Raw genomic sequence first — 24,646 nt, 5'->3', positions numbered from 1 at the left:
CAGCCCTGCCAAGCGGCCGGACCGCTACTTCGCGCGACTCGATGACGGGCGCATCCTTGGACCCTACGAGACCCCGTTCTACCAAGCGGCCCGTGCCTTGTTGTCGGAAGGCGTACTGCCTCAGACGCCCCTGACCATGACCCATGAAGGCATCTCGACCGTGTGCCTTCAGTCTACCGTGGGGCATGCCGCTGCCCTCTCGTTGGTCGAACACCCTCAGAGAGGCTTCCGCATGGGTCGGTATCAGGCATCCCCGTTCGCACGCCCTGAGTAGGCGTTCCTGACGCCACGGTAGCGACCACCAACGGCCGTTAGCGGCTCCTGGGCACTGACCCACCCGAACCACCTTCCCGGCCGTCTGTGAGCGACACCCGCCCACGGCCTTCATCCCATCCTCTGCCCTGCAAGCACTGCCCTAAGAAGTTCTTAGGGTGGCGACGACGCATGGGCTCAACCCACCCTGAGAGACCATGAAACCGAACCACATCACCCACGCCACCGACCCTGATGGGCGGGCGGTTGTCGGCGTTCGCCTGACCAATGCCCCTGGCAAGACCGCTTGGCTCTATCGTGAGGACTTCGAGCGCATCACCAAGGCACACCCCGGCTCTTGGAGCCTCGTGGATGCCCGCAAGGCCAAGAGCTACGTCCGCGTCCGCAAGAACGACCACAGCGTCTACATCGCTCGACTTGTCGCCTACGCTTTCGAGCGCACCGCCATCTCCTACAAGGACGATGACACCCTGAATTTGAGGGCATCGAACCTGTGCATGGGCACCGGCAATGGTGGTCGCCCGAAGCGTCGCAAGGCGGCTCCCTGGAAGGAAGCCCTGCGCATCCCGGTGGAAGCCGCTTCCGACCCCATCAACCCGACCGTCCACTGACCCCTTATCCCATCACATCGAGACCGTCACCCATGTCGAACTACGCCAGCTATCAAGCCATGCCCGCCCCTGAAGGCGGCACCTCCAACGCAGCCCCGGAAGGATACCGGGGAGCCACCGTCAACGCCCAGCCGGGTGTCGTGTCGGTGACCGAGAACGGCACCATCATCCAACGCCCTCAGGGCCTGAACACGGCCAACTTCGCCAGCGGCTCTGCGGGCATCCTCTCGACCGCTCGCACGCCCTTGGGCGCTCCCTCGATGGGGGGCGTGAAGGGATCGGACATCATCACCGTGGACGGCATGGAGCTATCCGTGGAAACGGCAGAGCACCTGGGCATGGTGACCCGTGACGCCAACGGGCGCTTTATCGAAGTGCAGGGCGGCGTTGAGGCTGCCAAGGCCGAGCCCCAGGAGGACGCGCCTGTAGATGACGCTGAGGCGTTCGCTGACCCGCAGGCAGAGCAGGCGCTCGCCACTCTCTGCCAGGGCGTCTCAGCCAGTATGCAGGTCGCTGCCCTTCAGGACGCGATCTCCACGGGTGAGATCAGCATCATCACCATCGAGCGTGCCGCCGCCGAGAGCGGCCGGGAGCCTCTGGCGGTGGCAGCCGAAGCGTCAGCCATGATGGAGCACTTCCGCACCCAGGCCGTCACAGCCGTACAGTCCTGGGGTGGTGGCGATGCCGAGGACTTCTTCGACTGGGCACGCGCCAACAAGCCCCGTGAGATGAAGGCTGCGATGAACGCTCACGGCATGGAGCGGAGCACCAAGGGCTATCAGCCGCTCTTTCAGGAGTACGTTGCCCAGGTCGGAGATAGCGACCCGGAAGCGGTGCTGAACGCCTCGTTCGGTGGCGGCATCACGGCCCGTAAGGACGGCAAGTCGGTGGTCCTGAACATCCCTGGACGGGGTGAGATGTCGTACCGCTCTGCCCTCAAGGCAGGCTTCATCAGGGTCTCCGGGGCGTGAGACCGATGCTGTTCGCCTACCTGACCGTCTGCATCGCCCTGTTCATGCTGACGCCCTGACCGGCAACCCCTTCCACCCACTTCCGCCCACCTTCAGCGGCTCCCTCACGGGGGCCGTTCGCGTTTCAGAAGCGAGAACCCCCATGCGCGAAGTCACAACAGCACCCACTCCAGGAGACACCCTCGTCCGGTCGCTCATCCACGTGCGGATGGACGACGGCTCCCCGATCCGAACCGAGGTGAAGGTCGACACCATGCTCGACCACCTTGGGGTCAAGGATGCCCCGGCCGAGCTGAAGCGGCTCCTACGCATCGCCGTGAACCACCAGCTCAAGCGGTCCTCTCGGTTCATGAGCAACTATGCTTGAACCTGCTACCGAAACTCACGCTTCGAACGTAGAAACCTAGAGCTTAACGGCTTGCAAGACTAAGCAAAGGCCGATGATAGGTAGTGATGAGAGACTGCATTGTGTCTAAACCGTTAAAAAATGACCCTGAGTCTACACCATCATCACTAGTAAGTTTAGTATTTCTCCTCACGGCTCTTATCGTGTCTTGGTTGACCTGTGCGCCCCAGCGTGGGAACGTAATCTGACATACTCGTTCAGTGACTATTTCAACACCTCCAAAGCCAAAAAAGCGGCGCTTTTCTTTCTTTTTAACAATGTCTACATAGTTTTTAAGAATATTTTCGAAGTAAAAACCATAACGATTAAGTATTGCTTCAAGCTCTCGGTAAGTTATAGCGTACGCTTTTTTGTCTATTTTTCGCATGTTATTACGAAAGAACCAAGAAATGAATCGTACTTCCGGATCAGGATCGCCGCGGCGAACGAGGTCGCGAAATCTTTTGTATTTGTGAAGTTGGCTCTCGGCGACCTCAACCGTGAAATCTTCGAACTCTTTCTCGGAACTGGAAGGGGTCCATCCGGAGAGCTGAAGTTGGAAGAGCGCGCTGAGAAAGGCTGTACGTTTATTTGCGTCATGGAAGGCGTGATTCTTCGTCAAGCCAAAGAACAGAGTTGCTGCGACGTCGAAACGATCCTTCCATTTTAACTCGGGCCCGAACGAGACGGTCTGCCTGCTCACTGCCGAAAGAAGTAGATCGATACTCTTCGGACCAACGCCTCCGATCCCCTCACCTTCCAATAGGAAGTGGTTCGCGATAAAAAAGTGGGCTCGAACAACCTGCTCTGGAGTGAGGTACAAAGGCCCCGCATTTTCCCACTGGGGTAATTCCGCCAGCACGCGCTGATACTCGCGTTCTACGTCAGGCTCCAATGGGATCATGAAGATAGGCGATCTAAAGTGTGGCTCTCCGCGAACTCCCACGCTTCCGCAGGGAGCCGTGCAGCCTGCAGGCTACATCAGAAGGAGCCGGGGTCCGACATAACGACGCAGCGTCGAGGTTTTCGATCCTGCGAAGTTGGCTAATGGGGGACATTTAGAGGGAAAGAATGGGAGACAGCAAGCCAGTGCAGTCCTGTAACTTACTACAGTCCAACACTTTTTTCAGTTTTGAATAAGTTGGCGGAGGGAGCGGGATTCGAACCCGCGATACCGTTTCCGGTATACACACTTTCCAGGCGTGCGCCTTCAACCACTCGGCCACCCCTCCGGTCCCGGCACCGCGTCTCGCAGCCGCCGGGGCGGCCGGGCTTCGCGATCGCGCCGGGAGGCGTCGTGTACAAGCCGCACCGGCGGCGTGCAAGCCTCAGAACGGCAAAGCCGGCGAATCCGTCGCGATTTCGGGTGCGCCGCGGCGACGGCCGCAGCGCGGGTTCTCAGATTCGCCGCTTTTGCCCCCGATGCGCTGGGGGCGGCGTCGCGCCGCCCGAAGGCCCCGGGAGCCGTCCGCCGCCGTGATCCGCTTCGACAACGTGACCAAGGTCTACCGGACGGACGGCCATCGCCGCACGATCCTGGAACGCGTCTCGTTCACCCTGAAGCCGGGGGTCAGCTATGGCATCCTCGGGATCAACGGCGCCGGCAAGTCGACCTCCCTGCGCCTGCTGGCCGGCACCGAGATGCCCACGAAGGGGCGCGTGATCCGCAGCACGCGCGTCTCCTGGCCGCTGGGCTTCGCCGGCGGCTTCCACCCGGCCATGACGGGGCGCGACAACATCATCTTCGTCGCCCGGATCTACGGCGAGGATCCGCGCAAGGTGCTGGAGTTCGTCGAGGATTTCTCGGAGCTCGGCAGCTACCTCGACGTGCCGATCCGGACCTACTCCTCCGGCATGGGCTCGCGCCTCGCCTTCGGGATGAGCATGGCGATCCCGTTCGACTGCTACCTCATCGACGAGGTGACGGCGGTGGGCGACGCGCGCTTCCAGAAGCGCTGCGAGGAGGCCTTCGCCGCCCGCCGCGAGAACGCCGACGTGATCATGGTGTCCCACGCGATGGACACCCTGCGGACCTGGTGCCAGCAGGGCATCGTGATCATCAACGGCCGCGCGATCGTCTACGAGAACATCGACGACGCCATCGAGGTCTATCGCCGCCTCAACGCCTGAGAGGCGCAGTCCGGCCACGGTTTTGCCGCGTCGCGGGTGCAAAGGTTGCATCGTGGCGGCCGGAGGGCCGCACGACATGGAATACCGGGGCGCATGAGCATCGAAATCCGCAACCCGCAGGGCCAGCCGCTGACCACGGCCGACCGCTCCAACGCGGTCGCCGAATCCCTGAGGCAGATCGCCCGGGTCTCGCGCTTCGCCGACCGCAAGAAGGGCATTCGCTCCTACCAGAGCCACGTGAAGACGGACCCGCTGATTCCGCTTCTGTTCGTGGTCTGCTTCCTGATCCCGACCCTGGCGGCCGTCGCCTATTACGGCCTCATCGCCTCCGACCGCTTCGTCGTCGAGTCGCGCTTCGCCCTGCGCCCCGCCCTGGGCAATGTCGAGAAGGCCTCGCCCGACCAGGTCGGCACCAATTCCGGCACGCCGATGCGCCAGATGGTGGCGCAGGACAGCCTGATCGCGACGAACTACATCACCAGCCGGCCGATGATCGAGGCGATCGAGAAGGCCTATCCCCTGCGGGAGATGTTCTCCCGCCCGGGGATCGACTTCCTGTCGCGCTTCGATCCCGGGAAGCCGATCGAGAAGCTGTTGAAGTACTGGCACGACCGGGTCCATACCAAGGTCGAGGCGGGCTCCGGCATCATCGAGCTGACGGTCAACGCCTTCGACCCGCAGGAGGCGCTCGACCTCTCCAACGCGATCCTGGCCGAGAGCGAGCGCATGGTGAACGCCCTCAGCGGCCGCGCCCGCGAGGATGCCGTGGCCGAGAGCCAGCGCGAGCTCAAGCGCGCCGAGGAGCGGATGGTGAAGATCCGCACCGAGGTCGCCGCCCTGCGCAACCGCGACGGCGTCCTCGACGCCCAGAAGACCAACGAGAGCAACCTCAAGGTGCTGGGCGAACTCAGGACCGCGCGCATCAACCTGGCGGTCCAGCTCATCCAGGGGCAGCGCGACCTCTCGCCGGAGACCCGGCGCATCCAGGACATGAAGGCCCAGCTCAAGGACCTCGACGACAACATCGCCCGGATCGAGCGCCAGTCGGCGAGCGAGGACCCGGAGCAGCGCCGGATCCTGGCCAACGCGCTGACCCGGTTCGAGGCCTTCGACACCGAGCGGACCGATGCGGAGAAGTACTTCGCCAAGGTGCTGGCCTCGCATGAGCGCGCGCGCATCATCGCGGAGCGCCAGATCGAGTTCTTCAGCATGATCGTCCAGCCGGTGAAGCCCGAATCCTCGCAGCAGCCCCGCCGCCTCCTGATGATCTGCCTCATCTCCGGCGGCGCCGCGATGGTGTTCGCCCTGGCGGTGGTCACCCGCAAGTACCTGGCCTGACCAAGTACCTGGCCTGACCAAGTACCTGGCCTGACGCAGGGCCGGCCTCCCGGCCGGCGGCGATCGGCGGGGCATTAACCCTTCGCTAACCCTGCACCCGGCAAATCTTGCCGGGCTCCCCAACCTCGGGAGCAGTGAGGGTGACGATGAGCGAGACGGCCGCCGCCGCGCCGGCTCCGGCGGGGGGCTCCAGCGGGAGCCTCGCACAGTTCGCGAGCTTCGCGATCCCGAACCGGGCGAACCTGAACGCGCTGTCGAAGCGCACCGACCTGTTCTTCGCCACCGCCGTGATGGGCATCCTCACGGTGCTCATCTTCCCGCTGCCGGCCTTCCTGCTCGACCTGCTGCTCGCGGTCTCGATCATCATCTCGGTGCTGATCATGATGACCGGGTTGTTCATCGACAATCCGCTCGAGTTCACGGTCTTCCCGACCCTGCTCCTCGTGGCGACCCTGCTGCGCCTGGCCCTCAACCTCGCCTCCACCCGCCTGATCCTCGGCCACGGGCACGAGGGCACGGCGGCGGCCGGCCACGTCATCGAGGCCTTCGGCAACTTCGTGATGGGCGGCAACTTCGTCATCGGGATCATCGTCTTCGCGATCTTGATCATCGTGAACTTCGTCGTCATCACCAAGGGCTCGGGCCGCATCGCCGAGGTGGCGGCGCGCTTCACCCTCGACGCCATGCCCGGCAAGCAGATGGCCATCGACGCCGACCTCTCGGCGGGGCTCATCGACGAGAAGGTCGCCAAGGCCCGCCGCGCCGCCCTGGAGGAGGAATCCTCCTTCTTCGGCGCCATGGACGGTGCCTCGAAGTTCGTCCGCGGCGACGCCATCGCCGCCCTGCTCATCACCTTCATCAACGTCATCGGCGGCATCATCATCGGCGTGGCCCAGCAGGGCATGCCGTTCATGGGGGCGGCCAAGTCCTACACCCTGCTCACCATCGGCGACGGCCTCGCCTCCCAGGTGCCCGCCCTCATCGTCTCGACGGCGGCCGGCATCCTGGTCTCCAAGGCCGGCGTGAAGGGCTCGGCCGACAAGGCGCTGGGCAAGCAGCTCGCGAACTACCCGAAGGCTCTGGGCATGTCGTCGGGCGTCATGGTGCTGATCGCGCTCCTGCCCGGCATGCCGATGCTGCCGTTCCTGGCGCTCGCCGGCGCCTCCGGCTACGCCGCCTGGCACTTCGCCAGGGTCGCCCGCAACGCGCCGCCGCTGGATGCCGACGGCAGCCCGATGGATGCCACCGCGGTCGCTGCCGCCGCGGCCGCCAAGGAGGAGACCGTCACGGATCTCCTCAAGCTCGACGACCTCAAGCTGGAGATGGGCTACGCCCTGCTCGCCCTCGTCAACGGGCCGGAGGGGCAGGACCGCCTCACCGACCAGATCAAGGCCCTGCGCCGCCAGCTCGCCGCGGAGCTCGGCTTCGTCATGCCCTCGGTGCGCATCCTCGACAACGTCCAGCTCGACGCCAACGCCTACGTGGTGCGCGTCAAGGAGATCGAGGCCGGCACCGGGCAGATCTTCCCCGGCCAGTTCATGGCCATGGACCCGATGGGCGGACAGGTGCAGCTGCCCGGCCAGCACATGCTGGAGCCGACCTTCGGCCTGCCCGCCACCTGGATCGACGCCTCCCTGCGCGACCAGGCCCAGCTCAAGGGCTACACCGTGGTGGACGCCGCCACCGTCGTGTCGACGCACCTCACCGAGATCATCAAGGCCCACGTCTCCGAGCTCCTGAACCACGTCGAGGTCCAGAAGCTCCTGCGCGAGGTCTCGAAGGACCATGCCGAGCTGCTCAAGGAGGTCATGCCGAGCCAGATCGGCACCACCGGCATCCAGCGGGTGCTGCAGTTCCTGCTGGCCGAGCGGGTCTCGATCCGCGATCTCGGGGCGATCATCGAGGGCATCGCCGAGGTGGCCGGCCACGTGAAGAACCCGCGCGACATCGTCGAACACGTCCGCGCGCGCCTCGGGCGCCAGATCTGCGCCCAGTACCAGGGGCCGGACGGCATGCTGCCGATCATCACCCTGTCGCCGGCCTGGGAGCAGGCCTTCCTCGAATCGATCGCGGGCGAGCGCGACGAGCGCTACCTGGCGATGCAGCCCTCCAAGCTCTCGGAATTCGTCAACACGGTCCGCGACCGCTTCGAGACCGCCGCGCGCATGGGCGAGATGCCGGTGCTGGTCACTTCGGTCCAGGCCCGGCCCTTCGTGCGCTCGATCATCGAGCGCTTCCGGCGCGAGACCCCGGTGATGAGCCAGGCGGAGATCCATCCCCGCGCCCGGCTCCGGACCGTGGGCTCGGTCTGACGCGTCCCGGCCCGCTCAACGAGAAGGGCCCGTCGCCGAGACCCGGTCGGGATCGGCGACGGGCCCTCTTCGTCGTTCGGGCGATCCCGCGTCGCGGCGATCAGACCGGCTTCTTCTCCATGCGGCGCTCGATGGCGTGCGCGTCGAGGCCCGGCGCCGTGAAGGGGGGCTCCGGCGCCGACGGGTCGTGGGGCTTGTCGCGCAGGGCCGAGGCGAGGCGGTTGCGCTCGTAGAGGAGCACCACCACCACCGAGATCAGGAACGGGATCCAGAAGTAGAACAGCCGGAAGACGAGCAGGGCGGCGATCACCGACGGGCGGGCGATGTCGGGCATCGCCACCACGAAGACCAGTTCGAACACGCCGAGGCCGCCCGGCGCGTTCGACACGAGCGCGGCCGAGAACGAGGCGAGGAAGACCGCGAGCACGACGAGGAAGCCCGGGTTCCCGGCCTCCGGCAGGGCGAAGTAGATGATGCCGGCGGCCCCGAGCAGCTCCAGCGGCGCGGCGATGAGCTGGCGGCCCATGATGCGTGGGCGGGGGTATTCGAGCTTGAACTTGCGGATCGTCAGCGGCTTGAGGTGCAGCAGCGAACCCGCGACGTAGAGGGCGACGAAGCCGAGCAGGCCGGCGCCGAGGATGCGGGCAGTGGCGGGGTCGGTCAGGATCGGCGGCAGGTACCCGTTCAGGCGCGTCAGGGTGTCGGGCAGCACGGTGAGGACGAAGCCGCCGAGCAGGATCGTCCCGAGGCCGAAGGTGAAGGAGCAGAGGGCCACCAGCACGGCGACCTGGGCCGCCGACAGGCCCTTGGCGGTGTAGGCGCGGTAGCGCACCACCGCGCCGGAGAACACCGAGGCGCCGATATTGTGGGAGAGCGCGTAGGTGGTGAAGGAGCAGACGGAGACGAAGAACCACGAGATGTGGCGCACGCCGAGGTGCAGGAGCGCGATCCGGTCGTACCAGGCCAGGGCCGCGTAGGCGACGAGGGTCGCGAGGCCGGCGAGGAGGAAGCGGTGGACCGGGATCGCGGCGAAGCTGCCCTTGATCTCCGCCACCGAGATGCCCGCCAACTCCTTGTAGAGCAGGTAGCCCGAACCGATCACGGCGGCGAGGCCGATGATCGGCCAGATGAAATCGCTGATCTTCTTCATTGTGGTCTGGACGAGCCCCTTCTCCGGAGCCCTCCCTGCACGACGCCGCACGGCATCGCAAGCAAGGTTCCACGCGGCCCCGGCAGGGACGGCTCTTCCCACGGGATCATGACGGTTTCGTGCCGGCCGCCCCCGGGGCCGGCACGCGGGGCGTGGTCAGGCCCGGATGCGCGAGAGGCCGATTCCGTCCATGGCCGCCTGGTCCCGGGCCGCCTCGGCGACGCGTTCCGCCGTGCGCTCGCGGTCGTCCAGGATCTCGATCTTCTTCAGGTCCTCGAAGGCCTCGCCGAGCTCGGCCTTGGCCTCCGCGAGCTGCCCCTCGAGGGCGGCGGCCGACTGGCGCATGTTGTCCCGGCGGGTGGCGGCCGCCCGCGCGTAGGTCGGGTAGGCGAAGTGGGCGGGATCGGAGATGCCGGCGCGGCTCTCCTCATGGGTCACCTCGCGGTCGAGCTCCATCGCCATGCGGGTGAAGTCCGCCTTCATCATCTCGATCTGGGTCACGCGCCGACGCTTCTCGTCGACCTGGAAGCGCCGCAGCCGGATCAACGTGTCACGGGATTTCATGGGCGGTCTCACTCCACGCAACGCACGGCTCGCCGGTGCGCGACGGGCCGCGCTCCGGGCCCGGCATCGGGAGATGGGGTCGGGGCGTCCCCTCACGGGGCGCCGACGATCTCTGCCAGGCGACGATAACCCTCGCCGATCGAAGTTGCTTCTTCCTTACCCTGACCCAGAAAAGCCTCCATTTCGGGCATCAGCGCGATCGCCTCGTCCACTTCGGGAGAGGCGCCGGCCCGATAGGCGCCGAGCCGGATCAGCTCCTCCATGTCGGCGTAGGTCGAGAGCAGGCGCCGGGCGCGCCGGACGGTGGGCAGGTGCTCCGGGTCGCAGGCCCGCGGCATGGTGCGGGAGACGGAGCGCAGGACGTTGATCGCCGGGTAGCGTCCGCGCTCCGCGATGCCGCGCTCCATGACGATGTGCCCGTCGAGGATGCCGCGGACCGCGTCGGCCACGGGCTCGTTGTGGTCGTCGCCCTCGACCAAGACGGTGAACAGGCCGGAGATCGCCCCCTGCCCCGTCCCGGGTCCGGCGCGCTCGAGCAGGCGCGGCAGCTCGCTGAACACGGTGGGCGTGTAGCCCTTGGCGGTGGGCGGCTCGCCGGCCGCGAGGCCGATGTCGCGCTGGGCCATGGCGAAGCGGGTGATCGAATCGATCATGCACAGCACCTGCGCGCCCTGGTCGCGGAAGTACTCCGCCATCGCCAGGGTGACGTAGGCGGCGTTGCGGCGCATCAGGGCCGGCTCGTCGGAGGTGGCCACCACCACCACCGAGCGGGCGAGGCCCGCGGCCCCGAGGTCGTCCTGCAGGAATTCCTGCACCTCGCGGCCGCGCTCGCCGACGAGGCCGATCACCGCCACGTCGGCGGCGGTGTAGCGGGCGAGCATCGAGAGCAGCACCGACTTGCCGACGCCCGAGCCGGCGAAGATGCCCATGCGCTGGCCGGCGCACATCGTCAGGAAGGTGTTGATGCAGCGGATGCCGAGATCGAGGGGCGGCCCGACCCGCTGGCGCGCATGGGCCGGGGGCGGATCGGCCCGCAGGGGATAGATCGCCGGCCCGGGGGGCAGCGGCCCGAGGCCGTCGATGGGCCGGCCGAGGGCGTCGATCGTCCGCCCCAGCCAGGCCGCGGAGGGGCGCACGGCACCCGCGGCCTCGTCCCGCACCATCGCGGGGCAGCCGCGCCGGACCCCCTCGAGGGAGCCGAACGGCATGGCGAGCGCCCGGTCGCCCTGGAAGCCGATAATCTCGCAGGGCACCGCCCCGAGGCCGTTCTCCACGGCGATGTCGAGGCGGCCGCCGAGGCGCATCGCCGCCACGGGACCCGCCACCTCGATGAGCAGGCCGCGAATCGCCACCACCCGCCCGTAGGTCTCCAGGACCTGGACCGCGTCGATGGCGCCGCGTGCGTCAGCCAGGCGCAAGCGCGCGCCGCTAGGGTCGCGGTCCGTCATCGGCGGTTCTCTCAACCATTCGTTTACCTCCCTCCTTAACACTGTGTGCATCGGGCTTGTAGCGCGCCGCCGGTTCAGGCCGGGACGAAAAAACTTCTGTCCGGTCGACGACATCTCGATGCCGTTGTACCGGAGAGACAGCACGCGACAAGTCCTTGCGGACAAGGCACTTGAGAGGACATGCGAAGGTTTCGTCTGAAGCCCGGCGACGATCGAACGAGAACAGATCGTCAACGGTTCGAAGCGTGGCCGGACCTCCGTTTCAATTGTGTGCTTGCGTCCGTGAATCAGGGTTTGTTAACGATTAACGAATAGCGTTTCACGTCATTGACGAGGGAGCGTTCGCCACGGGCCGGTGGCGAACGAACGGCGGGGGCTTGCCCGTACGCTGCACACGGCCGGCTGGGCTGGGGACCGACGATGCGGGTACTTCTGATCGAGGACGACAGCGCAACCGCGCAGAGCATCGAGCTGATGCTCAAGTCCGAGAGCTTCAACACCTACACCACCGACCTCGGTGAGGAAGGGATCGACCTCGGCAAGCTGTATGATTACGACATCATCCTGCTCGACCTGAACCTGCCCGACATGTCGGGCTACGAGGTGCTGCGGAACCTCCGCGTCGCCAAGGTGAAGACCCCGATCCTGATCCTCTCCGGCATGGCCGGCATCGAGGACAAGGTGAAGGGCCTCGGCTTCGGCGCCGACGACTACCTCACCAAGCCCTTCCACAAGGACGAGCTCGTCGCCCGCATCCACGCGATCGTCCGCCGCTCGAAGGGTCACGCCCAGTCGGTGATCACCACCGGCGACCTGATCGTGAACCTCGATCAGAAGACCGTCGAGGTCTCCGGCAGCCGCGTGCACCTGACCGGCAAGGAATACCAGATGCTGGAGCTCCTCTCGCTCCGGAAGGGCACGACGCTGACCAAGGAGATGTTCCTGAACCATCTCTACGGCGGCATGGACGAGCCCGAGCTGAAGATCATCGACGTCTTCATCTGCAAGCTGCGCAAGAAGCTCGCCAACGCCTCCTCCGGCAAGAACTACATCGAGACCGTCTGGGGCCGCGGCTACGTGCTGCGCGAGCCCAACGAGGGCGAAGAGCGGATCGCCGTCTGATCCACCGGTCGGACGACGAAACGGCCCCGCGCGAGCGGGGCCTTTTTTATTGGCCCCGTCCGTCTGTGCCGCCGCCGTCCCCTCCCCCTCCCGGGCGATGCCGGCCCTCGAACGCGAATGGCGCGGGCTCGCGCCCGCGCCACGATCCGTCCGGCCTCGCGTCGATTCGGGCTCAGAGGCCGACGGCCCGGCGCAGTGCCGGGGCGGCGGGGGCGAGCCCCGGCGCCGGCCGGCCCTGCGGCAGGGACGACGCTCCGGCCTGGTTGTACAGGCCCCGGTGCTTGGTGTTGGGGACGAGCTTCTCGGTCAGGCCGATCACGGTCTCGGCGGCGCCGAGCAGGAGCGCACCGTCGGCCGCCAGGCTGTTGCTCAGGCGGGCCAGCACGTCGCCCTTCGTCGGCGCGTCGAAGTAGATCAGCACGTTGCGACAATAGATGATGTCGAAGGTGCCGAGGCCGTCGAAGGGCTGCAGCAGGTTGAGGGGGCGGTAATCCACCATCTGGCGGAGCGTGGCGGAGATGCGCCACTGCTCGCCGACCTGCTCGAAATGCTTGATCAGCGACTGCACCGGCAGGCCGCGCTGCACCTCGAAATGGCTGTAGAGCCCGGCCTTGGCCTTCTCCAGCACCTCGGTCGAGAGGTCGGTGCCGATGAGGTCGACGGTCCAGCCCGCGAGTCGGGGGGCGGCGTCCTGGAGCATCATCGCCAGGGAATAGGGTTCCTGGCCGGTGGAGGCGGCGGCACACCAGATGCGCAGGCGGCGCTGGGTGGCCCGGCGGGCCATGGCCTCCGGCAGCAGCACGTCGCGGAACAGGTCGAAGGGCGTGCGGTCGCGGAAGAAGAAGGTCTCGTTGGTGGTCATCGCCTCGACCACCGCCTTCTCCATGGCGAGGTCGCGGCCGCCCTTGAGGGCGTTCACGAGCGCGCCGAGATCGGCGAGGTTGAAGCGTCGGCAGACCGGCCCGAGGCGGCTCTCCACCAGGTATCGCTTCTCTCCGCTGAGGGCGAGGCCGGAGCGGGTCTTGAGGTAGGCGCGCAGGAAATCGAATTCGACGTCGGTCATGCGCCCTGTCCCGTCAGAAGATTGCGCAGCGCCGGGCCGATCTCGCCGAGCGGCAGGATCGCCTGGGCGAGCCCCGCCTTGGCGATGCTGCCGGGCATGCCCCAGACCGTGCTGGTCGCCTCGTCCTGGGCGAGCACCGCGGCGCCGGCCTCGGTGAGGGCGCGGGCGCCGCCGGTCCCGTCCGAGCCCATGCCGGTGAGCACCACGGCCAGGGAGGCGGCGCCGAAGATCGCGGCGGCATCCAGGAACAGGACGTCGACGGCGGGACGGCAGAAATTCACCACCGGGCCGTCGTGCAGGCGGATGGTCACGTCCTGGCGCGATCCGGCGAGGCCCATGTGGCGCCCGCCGGGGGCGACGTAGATCCGGCCCGGCTGCAGGCGCTCGTCGGCCTTGCCCTCCGCCGCCGGCAGTCCGGTACGGACGCCGAGATGCTCGGCGAACACCGCGGTGAAGACCGGGGGCATATGCTGCACGATGAGGACGGGGAACTGGCGCAGGGTGGCGCTGCCGATCTTCTCCAGGACCTCGCCGACCGCGCGCGGTCCGCCGGTGGAGGCACCGATGAGGAGGACGCGCGGGGCGACGCCGTTGCGGGCCTTGGGGCGCAGCACCAGGGGCGACGTCGGCCGCAGGGCCGAGACCGGGGCGGGCGCCGGCATGCCGGGCGAGACCGGGATCGGGGCGCCGGAGGCGCCGCGCTTGCGCGCCCGGGCCGAGCCGAACAGGCGCACCCGCTCGATCAGGTCGGTGCGGAAGGCGTCCGAGGTGGTGACGCCGCGGTTGCTCTCGGGCTTGGGGATGTAGTCGACGGCGCCGAGGGCGAGGCAGCGCAGGGAGATGTCCGCGTTGCGCGTCGTCAGGGTCGACATCATGATGACCTGGACGCCGGGGCTCTTGGCGAGCAGCAGCGGCAGGGCCTGGGTGCCGTCGAGTTCCGGCATGTCGATGTCGAGGAGGATCACGTCGGGGTCGTGGCGCGACATCGCCTCCAGGGCGATCCGGCCGTTGGCGGCCGTGGCGACGACCTCGTAGCCGGCCTCGCCGATCCAGCGGGCCACGAGCCCGCGCACCACGGCCGAATCGTCGGCGATCAGGACCCTAACCCGCTGCCCCGCCAGGGGCGGCGGCGCGGAATGGGTCGACGCGAAGGTCGGTGCGGGAGCGGCCATCATGGATTTCACGCTGTAAGCGACGCGGGAATGCGGTCGAATGGGGAACCTCGGCCGGACGGGGCGGGGCGCCCGGTCCGTGTCCGCGTCAGGCTGCGTCGGCGTCCGTGGCGAAGCCGACCTGGGCCAGCTTCGCCGTGACGATGTCGCGGTCGAAGGGCTTCATGATGTACTCGTCGGCGCCCGCATGCAGGGCGCGGGCGATGGCGCCGACGTCGTTCTCCGTGGTGCAGAACAGGACCTTCGGCTTCTCGCCGCCGGGGGTCTTCCGCAGGGCCCGCAGGAAGTCGTAGCCGTCCATGGTCGGCATGTTCCAGTCGAGCAGGATCGCATCCGGCATCGTCTTGCCGCAGGCGCTGAGCGCCTTCTCGCCGTCCTCGGCCTCGCCGACCTCGAAGTTCATGGTCTCGAAGATGCGGCGCGCCACCTTCCGGATGACGGCGGAGTCGTCGACGATGAGACAGGTTTTCATCGGTCCCTTCTCCTGGGCTGGGGTTCAGGCGGCGCCGGCGGTGCGGGCGTTCGTCCCGAAGGCGAGGAGCGCATCGACGTCGAGGATGACGAGGAGGCGCCCGTCGAGGCGGTGGACGCCGAGCGTGAGGTCGCGCCAGCGGGCATCGAGGTTGATCGGCACCGGCTCGTGGGTCTCAGCCCCGAGCTTGAGCACCTCGCCGACGCCGTCGACGATGAGGGCGAAGGTCTCTCCGCCCTGCTCCAGGCCGATCGCCATCTGGGCGCCGTCCCCGGTGCGGGGCGCCATGCTGAGGCGCCGGCGCAGGCAGAGGGCGGTGACCACGCGGCCGCGCAGGTTGAGGAGCCCGACGATCTCCGGCGGGGCGAGCGGCACCGGCGTGACGCCGGCCGGGATGAAGACGTCGTGCACCCGGTCGATGGCGAGACCGAACATGGTCTCGCCGACGAAGACGGTGACGAAGTCGTGGGTGCCGACGGTTTCCGCGGCGTTGGTGTTGGCGGCCTGCATCATGGGCGTGGACTCCGAAGGGGCTTCGCCGGTCAGGCGGCGGCGGCGAGGCTGGAGACGTCGAGCTCGGCCAGGGCCGAGATCAGGCCGCTGCGGTCGAACTTCGCCACGAGGTCGGCGATGCCGAGCGTCCGCGCCCGCTCGATGGCCTCGGCGCCGATGGTGCCGGAGAGGCCGATGACGGGAAGTCCGGCGACGCGGCCCTCCACCTTGCGCATGGCGCCGACGAGGTCGAAGCCGTTGCGGCCCGGCATCTCGAGGTCGCACACCACGACGTCGATCCGGCCGTTGGAGAGCAGGGCCGCCACCGCCTCGTCGGCGCTGGCAGCGGTGATCACGCTGTAGCCGGCGGCCTTGAGGACCGGGCTAAGCATCTCGCGGAAGAAGGCGGAATCGTCGACGAGGAGGAGGGTCGAGCTCTTCTTGACCGTCTTCTTGGGACCCCGTGCCCAGTCGTCGTAGGCGAGCGGCAGGAAGTGGGCGATGTTGATGATCTCGGTGGCGCGGCCGCGCAGGACGGCGGAGCCGATGAGGTCCGAGCGATCCGCCGAGATCTCGACGTCGAGGCGCTCCTCGACGATGTCGACGATCTCGTCGACCACGAGGCCCATGGCCCGCTCGCCGTCGGAGAACACCACGAGGGCCTGGGTGCCGGAAGTGCGGATCTCGATCGACGGATCGGCGGGCACCAGCGGCATCAGGCGGCCGCGGTACTGGATCAGCGGACGCCCGCCGACCCACTCGACCTTGGCCGATTCGATCTCCTCCAGGCGGGTGACCAGGGAGAGCGGCACCGCCTTGTAGCTGCCCGCGCCGCCCTTGAAGACGAGGAGCGTGGCCTTGGCGTCGGCAGCCTCTATCTCCTCGACCTCGGCCTCGACCGGGATGGCGCCGGACTGCGAGCCCTGGCTGACCTGCTGGGCGATGCCGTTCGGGTCGACGATGAGCACCACGGCGCCGTCGCCCAGGATGGTGTTGCCGGCGAACAGCGGCAGGTGGCGCAGCTTGGAGGACATCGGCTTCACGACGATCTCCTCCGTGTGGAAGACCTCGTCGACGAGGATGCCGAAGCGCTGGCGCCCGACCTGGGCCACCACCACGAAGCCGGAATCCACGGCGTCAGCGGCCTGGTCCTGGCCGAGGACGCCCGTGAGGGTGACGATCGGCAGGAGGCGCTCGCGCAGGCGCAGGACCGGCGAGCCGTTGATGCGCTCGACCTTCTGGGCGGTCGCCTTGTCGACGCGCACCAGTTCCAGCACCGCCACCTGGGGCACCGCGAAGCGCTGCTCGCCGGCCTTCACGATGAGGGCGGCGATGATCGCGAGGGTCAGCGGGATCTTGATCGTGAAGGTGGTGCCGCGGCCGAGCTGCGTGTTGATGTCGATGACGCCGCCGATGAGCTCGATGTTCGTCTTGACCACGTCCATGCCGACGCCGCGGCCGGAGACCGAGGTGATGGCGGCGGCCGTCGAGAAGCCCGGATGGAAGATGAACTTCGCCACCTGGGCGTCGGTCATCCGCTCGACCTCGGCCTGGCTCGCGATCTTGCGCTCCACGGCCTTGCGGCGGATGGCGGCGAGGTCGAGGCCCTTGCCGTCGTCGGCGATCTCGATCGTGATCGTGCCGCCCTCGTGATAGGCGGAGAGGCGGATGGTGCCGCGCAGCGGCTTGCCGGAGGCCTTGCGGTCGGCGGCCGACTCGATGCCGTGATCGGCCGAGTTGCGCACCATGTGGGTGAGCGGGTCCTTGATGACCTCGAGGACCTGGCGGTCGAGCTCGGTCTCGGCGCCGCTCATCACGAGCTCGATCTGCTTGCCGAGTTCCGAGGACAGGTCGCGGACCACGCGCGGCAGCTTCTGCCAGGCGTTGCCGATCGGCTGCATGCGCGTCTTCATGACGCCTTCCTGCAACTCGGCCGTCACGTGGCTGAGGCGCTGCAGCGGAACCTTGTAGGTCGAGTCGTCGTGGCGGCGGGCGATCTCGAGGAGCTGGTTGCGGGTCAGTACCAGCTCGGACACCATCGTCATGAGGTGTTCGAGGGTGTCGACGTTGACGCGAATGGTCTGGACCTTCGCGATGCCGCCTTCGCCCTCGGGGGCGGCGGGCGCATCGGCGGATTTCGCGGGCGCCTCGGCGGCCTTCGCGGGCATCGGGGCCGGAGCCTCGCGCACCGGCTCGGGAGCGGCGGCGACCGGCGCCGGCGCGGGGGCGACGGCGACGTCGAACGGATCGGGCCCCTCGGCTTCCATGAAGGCGCGCTCGAGATCCTCCAGGCTGACCTCGCCGGGCTTCAGCTCGCGCACGACCGGATCGGGCAGCTTGATGTCCGCGACAGGCGCGGGAGCGGCCGGGGCGATCGGGGCGGAGGCCATCACCTCCAGGGCGCCGATGAGATCGTCGTCGCTGCCGGCCGGCTCGGCGCCGGTGGCCTCGAGATCGCCGAGGATCGCCTTGAGGCGGTCGAGGGTAACGAGGATTAGGCTGACCGCGGGGCCGGTGACCGGCATGCCGTCGCGGAACTGGCCCATGAGGGTCTCGGCGGCGTGGGCCAGCGCTTCGAGGCGCGGCAGGCCGAGGAATCCGCAGGTGCCCTTGATGGTATGGACGAGGCGGAAGATGTTCCGCAGGATCGTCTGATTGTTCGGATCCTGCTCGAACCGGACGAGCTCGGCATCGACGGTGTCGAGGTGCTCCGCGCTCTCGGTCAGGAACTCACGCAACAAGTCGTCCATGAGAGGTACTCGGTCCATACGCGCACTACAGTCTGTGCAGGACCGACTTTGAACCCGAACCGGTTAGGGAAGGGTTTCATCCCCGAGGACAAAGCGGGAGATCGCTATAATATTTGTCGATCTCCCGATGAACCGCCCTAAGCTCGGTTCGCGTCAGGCCAGCGCAGTGTCCGGCGGCTCGGAATCCGACGGCCGGTCGGCCTCCGGCTCGGCATGCGGCGCCGCGGGCGCCTCCGGCCGCGCGGCGGCGGTCGGCGTCGCCGCGATGGTCACGGTGTCGCCCTCGATCGAGAAGCGCACGTCCATGGCCGCGGCGCGGGCGACGAGCCCGGCATAGAACGGCAGGATGCCGTGCGCGTCGACGGTGCCGTTCTCCGGCGTGCCGGCGATCATGTCCTCGACATGGGCCGGGATGCGGGCATGCGAGCCCTTGCTCGTCAGGGTCAGGGTCGGGGCCTCGCCGTCGCCGCGCACCACCACGTCGATGAGGCCGCCGCGGGGGATCGCGCTCTGCGCGATCATCACGAGGTTGAGGAGGAGCTTGACCTTGTTCTTCGGGTAGAGCGCCTGGGGCGCGCTCCAGGCGAGCTGCGTCTTGTCGTCGGCGAACATCCCGCGAGACACCTTCTCGGCGTCGGCGAGGTCGATCGAGGCTCCGGCGGAGCCGGCGGCGCCGAAGGCGATGCGGGCGAATTGCAGGCGCGCCGAGGCCTGGCGCGCGCTCTTGGCGATGAGCTCCAGGGCGAATTCCCGCATGGAGGTGTCGCTCTCGTCCTCCAGGACCTCCAGCCCGTTCACGATGGCTCCCACCGGGCTGATCACGTCGTGGCAGACGCGTGAGCACAGGAGGGCGGACAGGTCGAGGGCGTCGAGATTGAGGGGGGTCATGGTGCGCTCCGCGCAGGCGTTTCAGGGCCGCGTCCGGTCTTGAAGGGCACCGATAGACGGCGCCGGATACTTTGAAAAGCACCCGGACCTCTCGCGATCCGGGTCGACAAGGGTCCGTGGCGCGGGCATCATGCCTCGCATCATGTCGATCGATGCGCCGACGCGCGACCGTATTGCGGCCACCCTGATGGAAATCGCCTGCCGGGCGGGCGAGATCCTGAGGCGGCACCATGGCGGCGATTGTCCGCACGTTCTCAAGCCCGACGGCTCGCCGGCCAGCCAGGCGGACGCGGAATCCGAGACCTTCATCATCGGGGAGCTCGCCCGGCACTGGCCCGGCATCCCGGTGATCGCCGAGGAATCCTCCTACGACCATCCGCCGGCGCCGCTTTTCTTCCTCGTCGACCCCCTCGACGGAACCCGCGACTTCCTGGCCGGCAACGCCGAGTACAGCGTCAATATCGGCCTGGTCGCCGGCAACCGGCCGATCGCCGCCGCCCTCGCGGCTCCCGGCCTGCGCCGGGTCTGGGGCGCCGGTGCCCACGCCTTCGGGGCGGAGATCCGCGACGGGCATCTCGGCGAGCGGCAGCCGATCGCGGTGCGGCCGCGGCCGGACCAGGGCCTCGTCGCCCTGCGCAGCAACCGGCACGGGGACAGCGAGACGGAGGCCTGCCTCGGCTCCCTTCGGCTCGGGGCGACCCGTTCGGCCGCGTCCGCCCTGAAATTCTGCCTCATCGCCTCCGGCGAGGCCGACATCTACGTCCGCTGCGGGCCTACCATGGAGTGGGACACGGCGGCGGGCGACCACATCCTCACGGTCGCGGGCGGTTGCGTCGTCGTCCCCGCCGGCCGGCCGATGACCTACGGGCACTACACCCGCAGTTACCGCAACGGCCCCTTCGCGGCCCTGGGCGACGCGAGCTACGCGGACAACCTCGTGCTGCCCGAGCGCAGCCCGGTCGGGCGCGGCCCGGACCGGCACGCGCCGCAGGGCGAGGGCCGAATCTGACCGGGACGGATGTTCAGTCCGGGAAATCGCTGTCGATCTGGTCGCGCAGGCTCGGCCAGCGCGCCTCCGCCTCGGCGCCGAGGCGCGGTTCGGCGATGACGCGCAGGCGGTGCTCGGCGTTGCGGAAGAGGTAGAGCCGCTCGGTGCCGTCCGGACCCGGCAGGCGGGCATAGACCAGCGGATCGGTATCGACGAGGCGCCCGGCGAGGACGCCGACCGGGTCGAATCCGCCCAGCCGGGGGGCATAGGCGGCGGGCGCGGCCCGGAACGCCTCCCGGTTCGCGGCCCGCCCGAAGCGCCACGTCCGTCCCGCCCAGGACAGCTCGTAGGCCGGTCGGCCCGGCTCCGGGCCGTCGAGGAAGTAGCTCACCACGTCGAAGCCCGCGAGGGCGATGCGGCCGGCCGGAAGCTGCGGCAGCGGAGACGCCCGGACCCCGGTGCCGACCGGCAGCAGACCGCCGATGGCGGCGACGCGAACCAGGTGACGGCGCGTTAACCACATGTTGCTTTGTTTCGCATCATGATCGCCGCGTATCGAGGCGCACCGGCTCCGGGCCGCGGCGTCCCTAGGATGAGATGATCGTCCATAGCGCGGTCTCGGTTAGCGAGACGATAGCGCCTCCGGGCGGGTGTCGGTAGACAGGAGGGACGAGGCATGACGTCGAACCATCGGGCCGGCCACGCCCTGCCATCGCGCGAGCCCGCCACCCGGCGCGCCTTCGTCGGCGCCCTCGCGGGCGCGCTCCTCTTCGGCGTCTCGCCCCGCGCCCTCGCTGCGGCCGACGGCGCGCCGGGCAAGTTTCGCCCCGAGGAACTGGTCGATAACGGCCACCGCTTCTTCGGCTCGATGTCGCGCGGCCTCGCCCAGCTGGTCGAGGAGGCGACGCGCCGCTGGGGCGAGCCCAACGGCTACATCCTCGGCCAGGAGGCTTCGGGCGCCATCGTCGGCGGCGTCCGCTACGGCGAGGGCACGCTCTACACCCGCAATGCCGGCCAGCGCCGGATCTACTGGCAGGGGCCGTCGATCGGCTTCGACGTCGGCGGCGACGGCGACCGCACCATGATGCTGGTCTACAACCTGCCGGCGGTGGCGGGCCTGTATCGCCGCTTCGGCGGCGTGGACGGTTCGGCCTACCTCGTGGGCGGATTCGGCATGACGGCGGTGACGGCGGACGACATCGTGGTGGTGCCGATCCGCACCGGCGTCGGCGCCCGCCTCGGCATCAACATCGGCTACCTCAAGTTCACGGCCAAGCCGACCTGGAATCCGTTCTGAGTCGCGCGAGCGCGGGGGTGTGTCCCCGCACGTCTTGCCCATCCCGGGGGGACATGGGCTAAACAGGCCGGCGAGGGTCGACGGGTCACCCCGTCGTCATTGTCGTCAACGGCGTGTTGAGCGAGCGTTTCCGCGTGATCGAAACCGTGATGATCTTCACGCTCGGCTTCCTGGCCGCGAGCCTGTGCGCGCTGTTGCTTCTGCCCGCCGTGAACGCCCGGGCGGCGCGCCTGTCGAAGCGCCGCGTCGAGGCCCGCCTCCCCCTGTCGATCTCCGAAGTCGCCGCCGAGAAGGACTATCTCCGGGCGCAGTTCGCCGTCGCCCAGCGCCGCCTCGAGCGCCGGGTCGAGGCGGTGAAGGCCCACCGCCACGGTGACCTCGCCGCCATCGGCGCGCGGACGATGGAGGCGGCCGCCCTCACGCGGACGGTCGAGGAGCGGGAGGCCACCCTGGGCGAGCGCGAGGCGGTGATCGCGGCGACCCGCGCCACCCTGAGCGACGTCGAGCGCGACCTCGAGGCGGCGCGCCAGGACACGGCCCTGGGTCTCGCGACCCTGCAGGTGCTCGAACTCGCCCACCAGGAGATCCTCGACGACCTCATCGCCGCCCGCGCCGGGCAAAGCGGGCCGGGCGCGGCCGAAACCGGGGTTCCGTCGGGGTCCGAGGTCCCGGACCTCACCGCCACCCTGGTGGCCGAGCGCGAGACCCTGCGCGCCAGCCTCGCGGCGGCCGAGGAGGCCCTGGCCGAGGTGATGGCCCGGCGCGAGGGCGAGGCGGCCGACCTGCGGCGGAGGATCTCCGACGTCGCCGACAGCCTGATGCAGCGCGAGCGGCTTCCGCCCGTCTCGGCCTACCCGATGCCGGCACGGACGAACTGATCCGCGATCCGGCCGCATTCGCATTTCGTCATGTGCGGCGGAAAACGCCGCGGACGTTGCGCGGACGGGAAATCGCGGCGTAGAAAGCGGCCTGACCACGCGGCGACCATCCGCGCGCCATGTTTCGACCATGTCGGCGCTTCATCGGATCGCCCATTCCCTGTTTTCTGAGACGGACCGCGCCCCCCATGGCCCTTAAGCTCACGTCGCTTGCCCTCCTCCTCGCCGCCACGGCCGCGGTCGCACCGGCGCTCGCCCAGCCCGCCGCGCAGCCGCAGGGAGCCGCCGCTCCGCAGACGAAGCGCGGCAACGAGACCTTGAAGAAGTATTGCACCGGCGATTACCTGACCTATTGCGGCAATCTCGCTACCGATGATCCGGCTCTCGACAAGTGCTTCCAGACCAACTGGACGAAGCTCTCGGAGAACTGCCGTCGCGCCATCGACGTCTACCAGAAGACCGACGGCAAGAAGAAGAGCTGAGCCGCGCCCGGTTCCGCGCGGGACGCCATCGCCGCGCGGGACAGCGTCGCCGTTTCCCTCGCGTCGCGCGGCCGCAACGGCTATGCTGACCGCCACCGCGTCCCGGACCGCAAGCGTCGATGTTCCTCCGTTCCCGCCCTCTGACGACGATCGCCGCGCTCGGCCTCATCGCGCTGTCCGCCTCGGCCTGCGGCCGCCGCGGGGCGCTGGAGCCGCCGCCGGGCACCTCCGCCGCACGCTCCGTGGCGCGCCCGGGCCTGCCCGGCGTCGCGAGCCCGCGCGCGCTGCCGCAGAGCGTCGGCCTCGGCGGCGGGACCGCGACGCCGGAGCCGGACGCGGTGCGTGCCGGTGACGAACTCGACACCCTGGCGGTGCCGGGCTCGGGCGCCGAGGCGCCGGTGAAGACGACGCGCGGCGCCAAGCGCGGCTACGTCATCCCCAAGGAGCCTTTCCTGCTCGACCCGCTGCTGTAGAAGCGGGTCACCACAGACCTTCCCCGGCCTCGTGCGGGAAGACGCGCCCGCCCGGACGCGCCGCGCGCAGGCCCGAATCCCCCGGGCGGATGCCCGCAGGCAGGCCGATGCACCACTTTCACTACCGCGACGGCCGCCTCCAGGCCGAGGATGTCGACCTGACCGCCCTCGCGGACACGGTCGGGACGCCGTTCTACTGCTACGCCACCGCCACCCTGGAGCGCCATTACGGCGTCTTCGCCAAGGCCTTCGGCGCGGACGACGCCCTCGTGTGCTTCGCCATGAAGGCGAACTCGAACCAGGCCGTACTCGCCACCCTGGCCCGCCTCGGGGCCGGCATGGACATCGTCTCGGAGGGGGAGCTGCGCCGGGCGCTGGCGGCCGGCGTCGATCCGCAGCGCATCGTCTTCTCCGGCGTCGGCAAGACGCAGGGCGAGATGGCCGCCGCCCTGCAGGCCGGCATCTTCTGCTTCAACGTCGAGAGCGAGCCGGAACTGGCCCAGCTCTCCGCCGTGGCGTCCAGCCTCGGCCTGACGGCACCGGTCTCGATCCGGGTCAATCCGGACGTCGATGCCGGCACCCACGCCAAGATCTCCACCGGCAAGTCCGAGAACAAGTTCGGCATCCCGATCGGCCGGGCCCGGGCGGTCTACGCCCACGCGGCGACCCTGCCGGGCCTCGCGATCGCCGGTGTGGACATGCATATCGGCAGCCAGATCACCGATCTCGCGCCCTTCGACCACGCCGCCGGCCTGCTCGCCGGGCTCGCCCGCGACCTGATGGCGGAGGGGCACGACCTCCACCACATCGATTTCGGCGGCGGCCTCGGCATCCCCTATCGCGACGACAACGCGCCGCCGCCGGAGCCCGCGGCCCTGTCGGCGATCCTGCGCCCGCATTTCGCGCCGCTGGGCCTGCGCCCGGTCTTCGAGATCGGCCGGATGATCGCCGGCAATGCCGGCATCCTGGTGACCCGCGTGATCTACGTGAAGCGCACCGAGGGCCGGACCTTCGTCATCGTCGACGCGGCGATGAACGACCTGATCCGTCCGACCCTGTACGAGGCCTATCACGGGCTGCGGCCGGTCAAGGAGCCCGCGGCCGAGACGCCGAGGATGGTCGCCGACGTGGTCGGTCCGGTCTGCGAGAGCGGCGACTACATCGCGCTGGGCCGCGAGATGCCGGAGGTCGCCCCCGGCGACCTCATCGCCGTGATGAGCGCCGGGGCCTACGGGGCGGTGCAGGCCGGCACCTACAATTCCCGCCTGCTCGTGCCGGAGGTGCTGGTGCGCGGCGCGGACGCCGCCATCGTGCGCCCGCGCCAGACCTACGAGGACCTGATCGCCCTCGACCGGATGCCGGACTGGCTCGAGCCGCAGGCCTGAAC

24 protein-coding genes and 1 tRNA gene are annotated in these 24,646 nt (G+C 68.7%); 13 read left to right on the top strand and 12 right to left on the bottom strand.

Translation table 11 applies throughout. From position 1 onward, the window contains the following. Nucleotides 1-470: 470 nt before the first annotated feature. The 3 genes from AC0IWM_RS15435 (at nucleotide 471) to AC0IWM_RS15425 (ending at nucleotide 2,222) form a co-directional block, all read left to right on the top strand. Nucleotides 471-884, top strand: a complete 414-nt coding sequence (locus AC0IWM_RS15435) for a hypothetical protein (RefSeq protein ID WP_471756398.1) — start codon at nucleotides 471-473, stop codon at nucleotides 882-884. A 32-nt stretch (nucleotides 885-916) separates the two neighbouring features. Continuing rightward, nucleotides 917-1,855 (top strand): hypothetical protein, encoded by a 939-nt coding sequence (locus AC0IWM_RS15430; RefSeq protein WP_471756396.1) that lies wholly within the window; start codon nucleotides 917-919, stop codon nucleotides 1,853-1,855. A 142-nt stretch (nucleotides 1,856-1,997) separates the two neighbouring features. Beyond that, the gene (locus AC0IWM_RS15425) at nucleotides 1,998-2,222 is read left to right on the top strand and encodes a hypothetical protein (RefSeq protein WP_471756394.1); all 225 of its coding nucleotides are present in this window, start codon (nucleotides 1,998-2,000) and stop codon (nucleotides 2,220-2,222) included. A gap of 43 nt (nucleotides 2,223-2,265) precedes the next feature. Here the strand turns inward: AC0IWM_RS15425 and AC0IWM_RS15420 are convergent, their stop codons facing one another. Together AC0IWM_RS15420 and AC0IWM_RS15415 are read right to left on the bottom strand one after the other, a co-directional pair. Continuing rightward, the gene (locus AC0IWM_RS15420) at nucleotides 2,266-3,144 is read right to left on the bottom strand and encodes a type II toxin-antitoxin system death-on-curing family toxin (protein WP_471756392.1); all 879 of its coding nucleotides are present in this window, start codon (nucleotides 3,142-3,144) and stop codon (nucleotides 2,266-2,268) included. A gap of 238 nt (nucleotides 3,145-3,382) precedes the next feature. After that, a tRNA-Ser gene (locus AC0IWM_RS15415) sits at nucleotides 3,383-3,472 on the bottom strand. A 244-nt stretch (nucleotides 3,473-3,716) separates the two neighbouring features. Between AC0IWM_RS15415 and AC0IWM_RS15410 the strand changes: the two genes are divergently transcribed. The 3 genes from AC0IWM_RS15410 to flhA all read left to right on the top strand — a co-directional run bounded on the left by AC0IWM_RS15410 (nucleotide 3,717) and on the right by flhA (nucleotide 8,020). Next, the gene (locus tag AC0IWM_RS15410; RefSeq protein ID WP_056473478.1) at nucleotides 3,717-4,370 is read left to right on the top strand and encodes an ABC transporter ATP-binding protein; all 654 of its coding nucleotides are present in this window, start codon (nucleotides 3,717-3,719) and stop codon (nucleotides 4,368-4,370) included. A 93-nt stretch (nucleotides 4,371-4,463) separates the two neighbouring features. Then, nucleotides 4,464-5,708, top strand: coding sequence for a KpsE/RkpR family capsule polysaccharide export protein (locus AC0IWM_RS15405; protein WP_471756390.1), 1,245 nt, complete (start codon nucleotides 4,464-4,466; stop codon nucleotides 5,706-5,708). A gap of 146 nt (nucleotides 5,709-5,854) precedes the next feature. Beyond that, nucleotides 5,855-8,020, top strand: coding sequence for a flagellar biosynthesis protein FlhA (flhA, locus tag AC0IWM_RS15400; protein WP_471756388.1), 2,166 nt, complete (start codon nucleotides 5,855-5,857; stop codon nucleotides 8,018-8,020). Nucleotides 8,021-8,120: 100 nt separating this feature from the next. Here flhA and AC0IWM_RS15395 read toward each other — a convergent pair whose 3' ends face one another. The 3 genes from AC0IWM_RS15395 to fliI all read right to left on the bottom strand — a co-directional run bounded on the left by AC0IWM_RS15395 (nucleotide 8,121) and on the right by fliI (nucleotide 11,182). After that, the gene (locus AC0IWM_RS15395; protein ID WP_471756385.1) at nucleotides 8,121-9,170 is read right to left on the bottom strand and encodes a putative bifunctional lysylphosphatidylglycerol flippase/synthetase; all 1,050 of its coding nucleotides are present in this window, start codon (nucleotides 9,168-9,170) and stop codon (nucleotides 8,121-8,123) included. A gap of 156 nt (nucleotides 9,171-9,326) precedes the next feature. Next, entirely contained in the window at nucleotides 9,327-9,734 is a 408-nt protein-coding gene (fliJ, locus tag AC0IWM_RS15390; RefSeq protein ID WP_471756383.1) for a flagellar export protein FliJ, read from the bottom strand. A gap of 92 nt (nucleotides 9,735-9,826) precedes the next feature. Then, on the bottom strand, nucleotides 9,827-11,182 hold the full coding sequence (gene fliI, locus AC0IWM_RS15385) for a flagellar protein export ATPase FliI (protein ID WP_056473470.1): 1,356 nt from the start codon (nucleotides 11,180-11,182) through the stop codon (nucleotides 9,827-9,829). A gap of 420 nt (nucleotides 11,183-11,602) precedes the next feature. Here fliI and ctrA point away from each other — a divergent pair, with 420 nt between their 5' ends. Then, nucleotides 11,603-12,304: a response regulator transcription factor CtrA gene (gene ctrA, locus AC0IWM_RS15380; RefSeq protein WP_019903129.1), complete on the top strand. Its 702-nt coding sequence runs from the start codon at nucleotides 11,603-11,605 to the stop codon at nucleotides 12,302-12,304. A gap of 172 nt (nucleotides 12,305-12,476) precedes the next feature. On the opposite strand, the gene AC0IWM_RS15375 is transcribed toward ctrA, so the two are convergent. The 6 genes from AC0IWM_RS15375 to chpT form a co-directional block, all read right to left on the bottom strand. After that, nucleotides 12,477-13,367 (bottom strand): CheR family methyltransferase, encoded by an 891-nt coding sequence (locus AC0IWM_RS15375; protein ID WP_471756381.1) that lies wholly within the window; start codon nucleotides 13,365-13,367, stop codon nucleotides 12,477-12,479. Further along, nucleotides 13,364-14,542: a protein-glutamate methylesterase/protein-glutamine glutaminase gene (locus AC0IWM_RS15370; RefSeq protein ID WP_471756379.1), complete on the bottom strand. Its 1,179-nt coding sequence runs from the start codon at nucleotides 14,540-14,542 to the stop codon at nucleotides 13,364-13,366. The genes AC0IWM_RS15375 and AC0IWM_RS15370 overlap by 4 nt, the downstream gene beginning before the upstream one ends. Nucleotides 14,543-14,627: 85 nt before the next feature. Next, nucleotides 14,628-15,011, bottom strand: coding sequence for a response regulator (locus tag AC0IWM_RS15365; RefSeq protein ID WP_056473466.1), 384 nt, complete (start codon nucleotides 15,009-15,011; stop codon nucleotides 14,628-14,630). 24 nt (nucleotides 15,012-15,035) lie between these two features. Next, nucleotides 15,036-15,521, bottom strand: coding sequence for a chemotaxis protein CheW (locus AC0IWM_RS15360; protein WP_056274868.1), 486 nt, complete (start codon nucleotides 15,519-15,521; stop codon nucleotides 15,036-15,038). 32 nt (nucleotides 15,522-15,553) lie between these two features. Further along, nucleotides 15,554-18,253, bottom strand: coding sequence for a hybrid sensor histidine kinase/response regulator (locus tag AC0IWM_RS15355; protein WP_471756377.1), 2,700 nt, complete (start codon nucleotides 18,251-18,253; stop codon nucleotides 15,554-15,556). 153 nt (nucleotides 18,254-18,406) lie between these two features. Next, nucleotides 18,407-19,141, bottom strand: coding sequence for a histidine phosphotransferase ChpT (chpT, locus tag AC0IWM_RS15350; protein WP_471756375.1), 735 nt, complete (start codon nucleotides 19,139-19,141; stop codon nucleotides 18,407-18,409). Between the two features lie 130 nt (nucleotides 19,142-19,271). On the opposite strand from chpT, the gene AC0IWM_RS15345 reads away from it, so the two are divergent. After that, nucleotides 19,272-20,150 carry a 3'(2'),5'-bisphosphate nucleotidase CysQ family protein gene (locus AC0IWM_RS15345; RefSeq protein ID WP_471756373.1) on the top strand — a complete coding sequence of 293 codons (879 nt, stop codon included), beginning with the start codon at nucleotides 19,272-19,274 and terminating at the stop codon, nucleotides 20,148-20,150. Nucleotides 20,151-20,163: 13 nt separating this feature from the next. Here the strand turns inward: AC0IWM_RS15345 and AC0IWM_RS15340 are convergent, their stop codons facing one another. Next, the gene (locus tag AC0IWM_RS15340; protein ID WP_471756371.1) at nucleotides 20,164-20,652 is read right to left on the bottom strand and encodes a YHS domain-containing (seleno)protein; all 489 of its coding nucleotides are present in this window, start codon (nucleotides 20,650-20,652) and stop codon (nucleotides 20,164-20,166) included. 153 nt (nucleotides 20,653-20,805) lie between these two features. Here AC0IWM_RS15340 and AC0IWM_RS15335 point away from each other — a divergent pair, with 153 nt between their 5' ends. The 5 genes from AC0IWM_RS15335 to lysA all read left to right on the top strand — a co-directional run bounded on the left by AC0IWM_RS15335 (nucleotide 20,806) and on the right by lysA (nucleotide 24,644). Further along, nucleotides 20,806-21,426: a DUF1134 domain-containing protein gene (locus tag AC0IWM_RS15335; protein ID WP_471756369.1), complete on the top strand. Its 621-nt coding sequence runs from the start codon at nucleotides 20,806-20,808 to the stop codon at nucleotides 21,424-21,426. Between the two features lie 134 nt (nucleotides 21,427-21,560). Continuing rightward, on the top strand, nucleotides 21,561-22,304 hold the full coding sequence (locus tag AC0IWM_RS15330) for a hypothetical protein (protein ID WP_471756367.1): 744 nt from the start codon (nucleotides 21,561-21,563) through the stop codon (nucleotides 22,302-22,304). Nucleotides 22,305-22,492: 188 nt separating this feature from the next. After that, nucleotides 22,493-22,786: a 3',5'-cyclic-nucleotide phosphodiesterase gene (locus tag AC0IWM_RS15325; protein WP_471756365.1), complete on the top strand. Its 294-nt coding sequence runs from the start codon at nucleotides 22,493-22,495 to the stop codon at nucleotides 22,784-22,786. A gap of 119 nt (nucleotides 22,787-22,905) precedes the next feature. Next, nucleotides 22,906-23,259, top strand: coding sequence for an LPS translocon maturation chaperone LptM (lptM, locus tag AC0IWM_RS15320; RefSeq protein ID WP_471756363.1), 354 nt, complete (start codon nucleotides 22,906-22,908; stop codon nucleotides 23,257-23,259). 107 nt (nucleotides 23,260-23,366) lie between these two features. Next, on the top strand, nucleotides 23,367-24,644 hold the full coding sequence (gene lysA / locus AC0IWM_RS15315; protein WP_471756361.1) for a diaminopimelate decarboxylase: 1,278 nt from the start codon (nucleotides 23,367-23,369) through the stop codon (nucleotides 24,642-24,644). Nucleotides 24,645-24,646 lie beyond the last annotated feature (2 nt).

This window comes from Methylobacterium sp. AC433, from assembly GCF_979253015.1.
This window is presented reverse-complemented; position numbering and strand designations above follow the sequence as displayed.

Bases quoted from the DNA above. Each gene is read 5' to 3' on its own strand.
- lptM (WP_471756363.1), top strand. From the start codon at position 22,906: ATGTTCCTCCGTTCCCGCCCTCTGACGACGATCGCCGCGCTCGGCCTC.
- AC0IWM_RS15325 (WP_471756365.1), top strand. From the start codon at position 22,493: ATGGCCCTTAAGCTCACGTCGCTTGCCCTCCTCCTCGCCGCCACGGCC.
- chpT (WP_471756375.1), bottom strand. From the start codon at position 19,141: ATGACCCCCCTCAATCTCGACGCCCTCGACCTGTCCGCCCTCCTGTGC.
- AC0IWM_RS15335 (WP_471756369.1), top strand. From the start codon at position 20,806: ATGACGTCGAACCATCGGGCCGGCCACGCCCTGCCATCGCGCGAGCCC.
- AC0IWM_RS15435 (WP_471756398.1), top strand. From the start codon at position 471: ATGAAACCGAACCACATCACCCACGCCACCGACCCTGATGGGCGGGCG.
- AC0IWM_RS15345 (WP_471756373.1), top strand. From the start codon at position 19,272: ATGCCTCGCATCATGTCGATCGATGCGCCGACGCGCGACCGTATTGCG.
- AC0IWM_RS15355 (WP_471756377.1), bottom strand. From the start codon at position 18,253: ATGGACGACTTGTTGCGTGAGTTCCTGACCGAGAGCGCGGAGCACCTC.
- AC0IWM_RS15430 (WP_471756396.1), top strand. From the start codon at position 917: ATGTCGAACTACGCCAGCTATCAAGCCATGCCCGCCCCTGAAGGCGGC.
- AC0IWM_RS15360 (WP_056274868.1), bottom strand. From the start codon at position 15,521: ATGCAGGCCGCCAACACCAACGCCGCGGAAACCGTCGGCACCCACGAC.
- lysA (WP_471756361.1), top strand. From the start codon at position 23,367: ATGCACCACTTTCACTACCGCGACGGCCGCCTCCAGGCCGAGGATGTC.
- AC0IWM_RS15395 (WP_471756385.1), bottom strand. From the start codon at position 9,170: ATGAAGAAGATCAGCGATTTCATCTGGCCGATCATCGGCCTCGCCGCC.
- AC0IWM_RS15425 (WP_471756394.1), top strand. From the start codon at position 1,998: ATGCGCGAAGTCACAACAGCACCCACTCCAGGAGACACCCTCGTCCGG.
- AC0IWM_RS15365 (WP_056473466.1), bottom strand. From the start codon at position 15,011: ATGAAAACCTGTCTCATCGTCGACGACTCCGCCGTCATCCGGAAGGTG.
- AC0IWM_RS15405 (WP_471756390.1), top strand. From the start codon at position 4,464: ATGAGCATCGAAATCCGCAACCCGCAGGGCCAGCCGCTGACCACGGCC.
- fliJ (WP_471756383.1), bottom strand. From the start codon at position 9,734: ATGAAATCCCGTGACACGTTGATCCGGCTGCGGCGCTTCCAGGTCGAC.
- fliI (WP_056473470.1), bottom strand. From the start codon at position 11,182: ATGACGGACCGCGACCCTAGCGGCGCGCGCTTGCGCCTGGCTGACGCA.
- AC0IWM_RS15340 (WP_471756371.1), bottom strand. From the start codon at position 20,652: ATGTGGTTAACGCGCCGTCACCTGGTTCGCGTCGCCGCCATCGGCGGT.
- AC0IWM_RS15370 (WP_471756379.1), bottom strand. From the start codon at position 14,542: ATGATGGCCGCTCCCGCACCGACCTTCGCGTCGACCCATTCCGCGCCG.
- flhA (WP_471756388.1), top strand. From the start codon at position 5,855: ATGAGCGAGACGGCCGCCGCCGCGCCGGCTCCGGCGGGGGGCTCCAGC.
- AC0IWM_RS15375 (WP_471756381.1), bottom strand. From the start codon at position 13,367: ATGACCGACGTCGAATTCGATTTCCTGCGCGCCTACCTCAAGACCCGC.
- AC0IWM_RS15420 (WP_471756392.1), bottom strand. From the start codon at position 3,144: ATGATCCCATTGGAGCCTGACGTAGAACGCGAGTATCAGCGCGTGCTG.
- ctrA (WP_019903129.1), top strand. From the start codon at position 11,603: ATGCGGGTACTTCTGATCGAGGACGACAGCGCAACCGCGCAGAGCATC.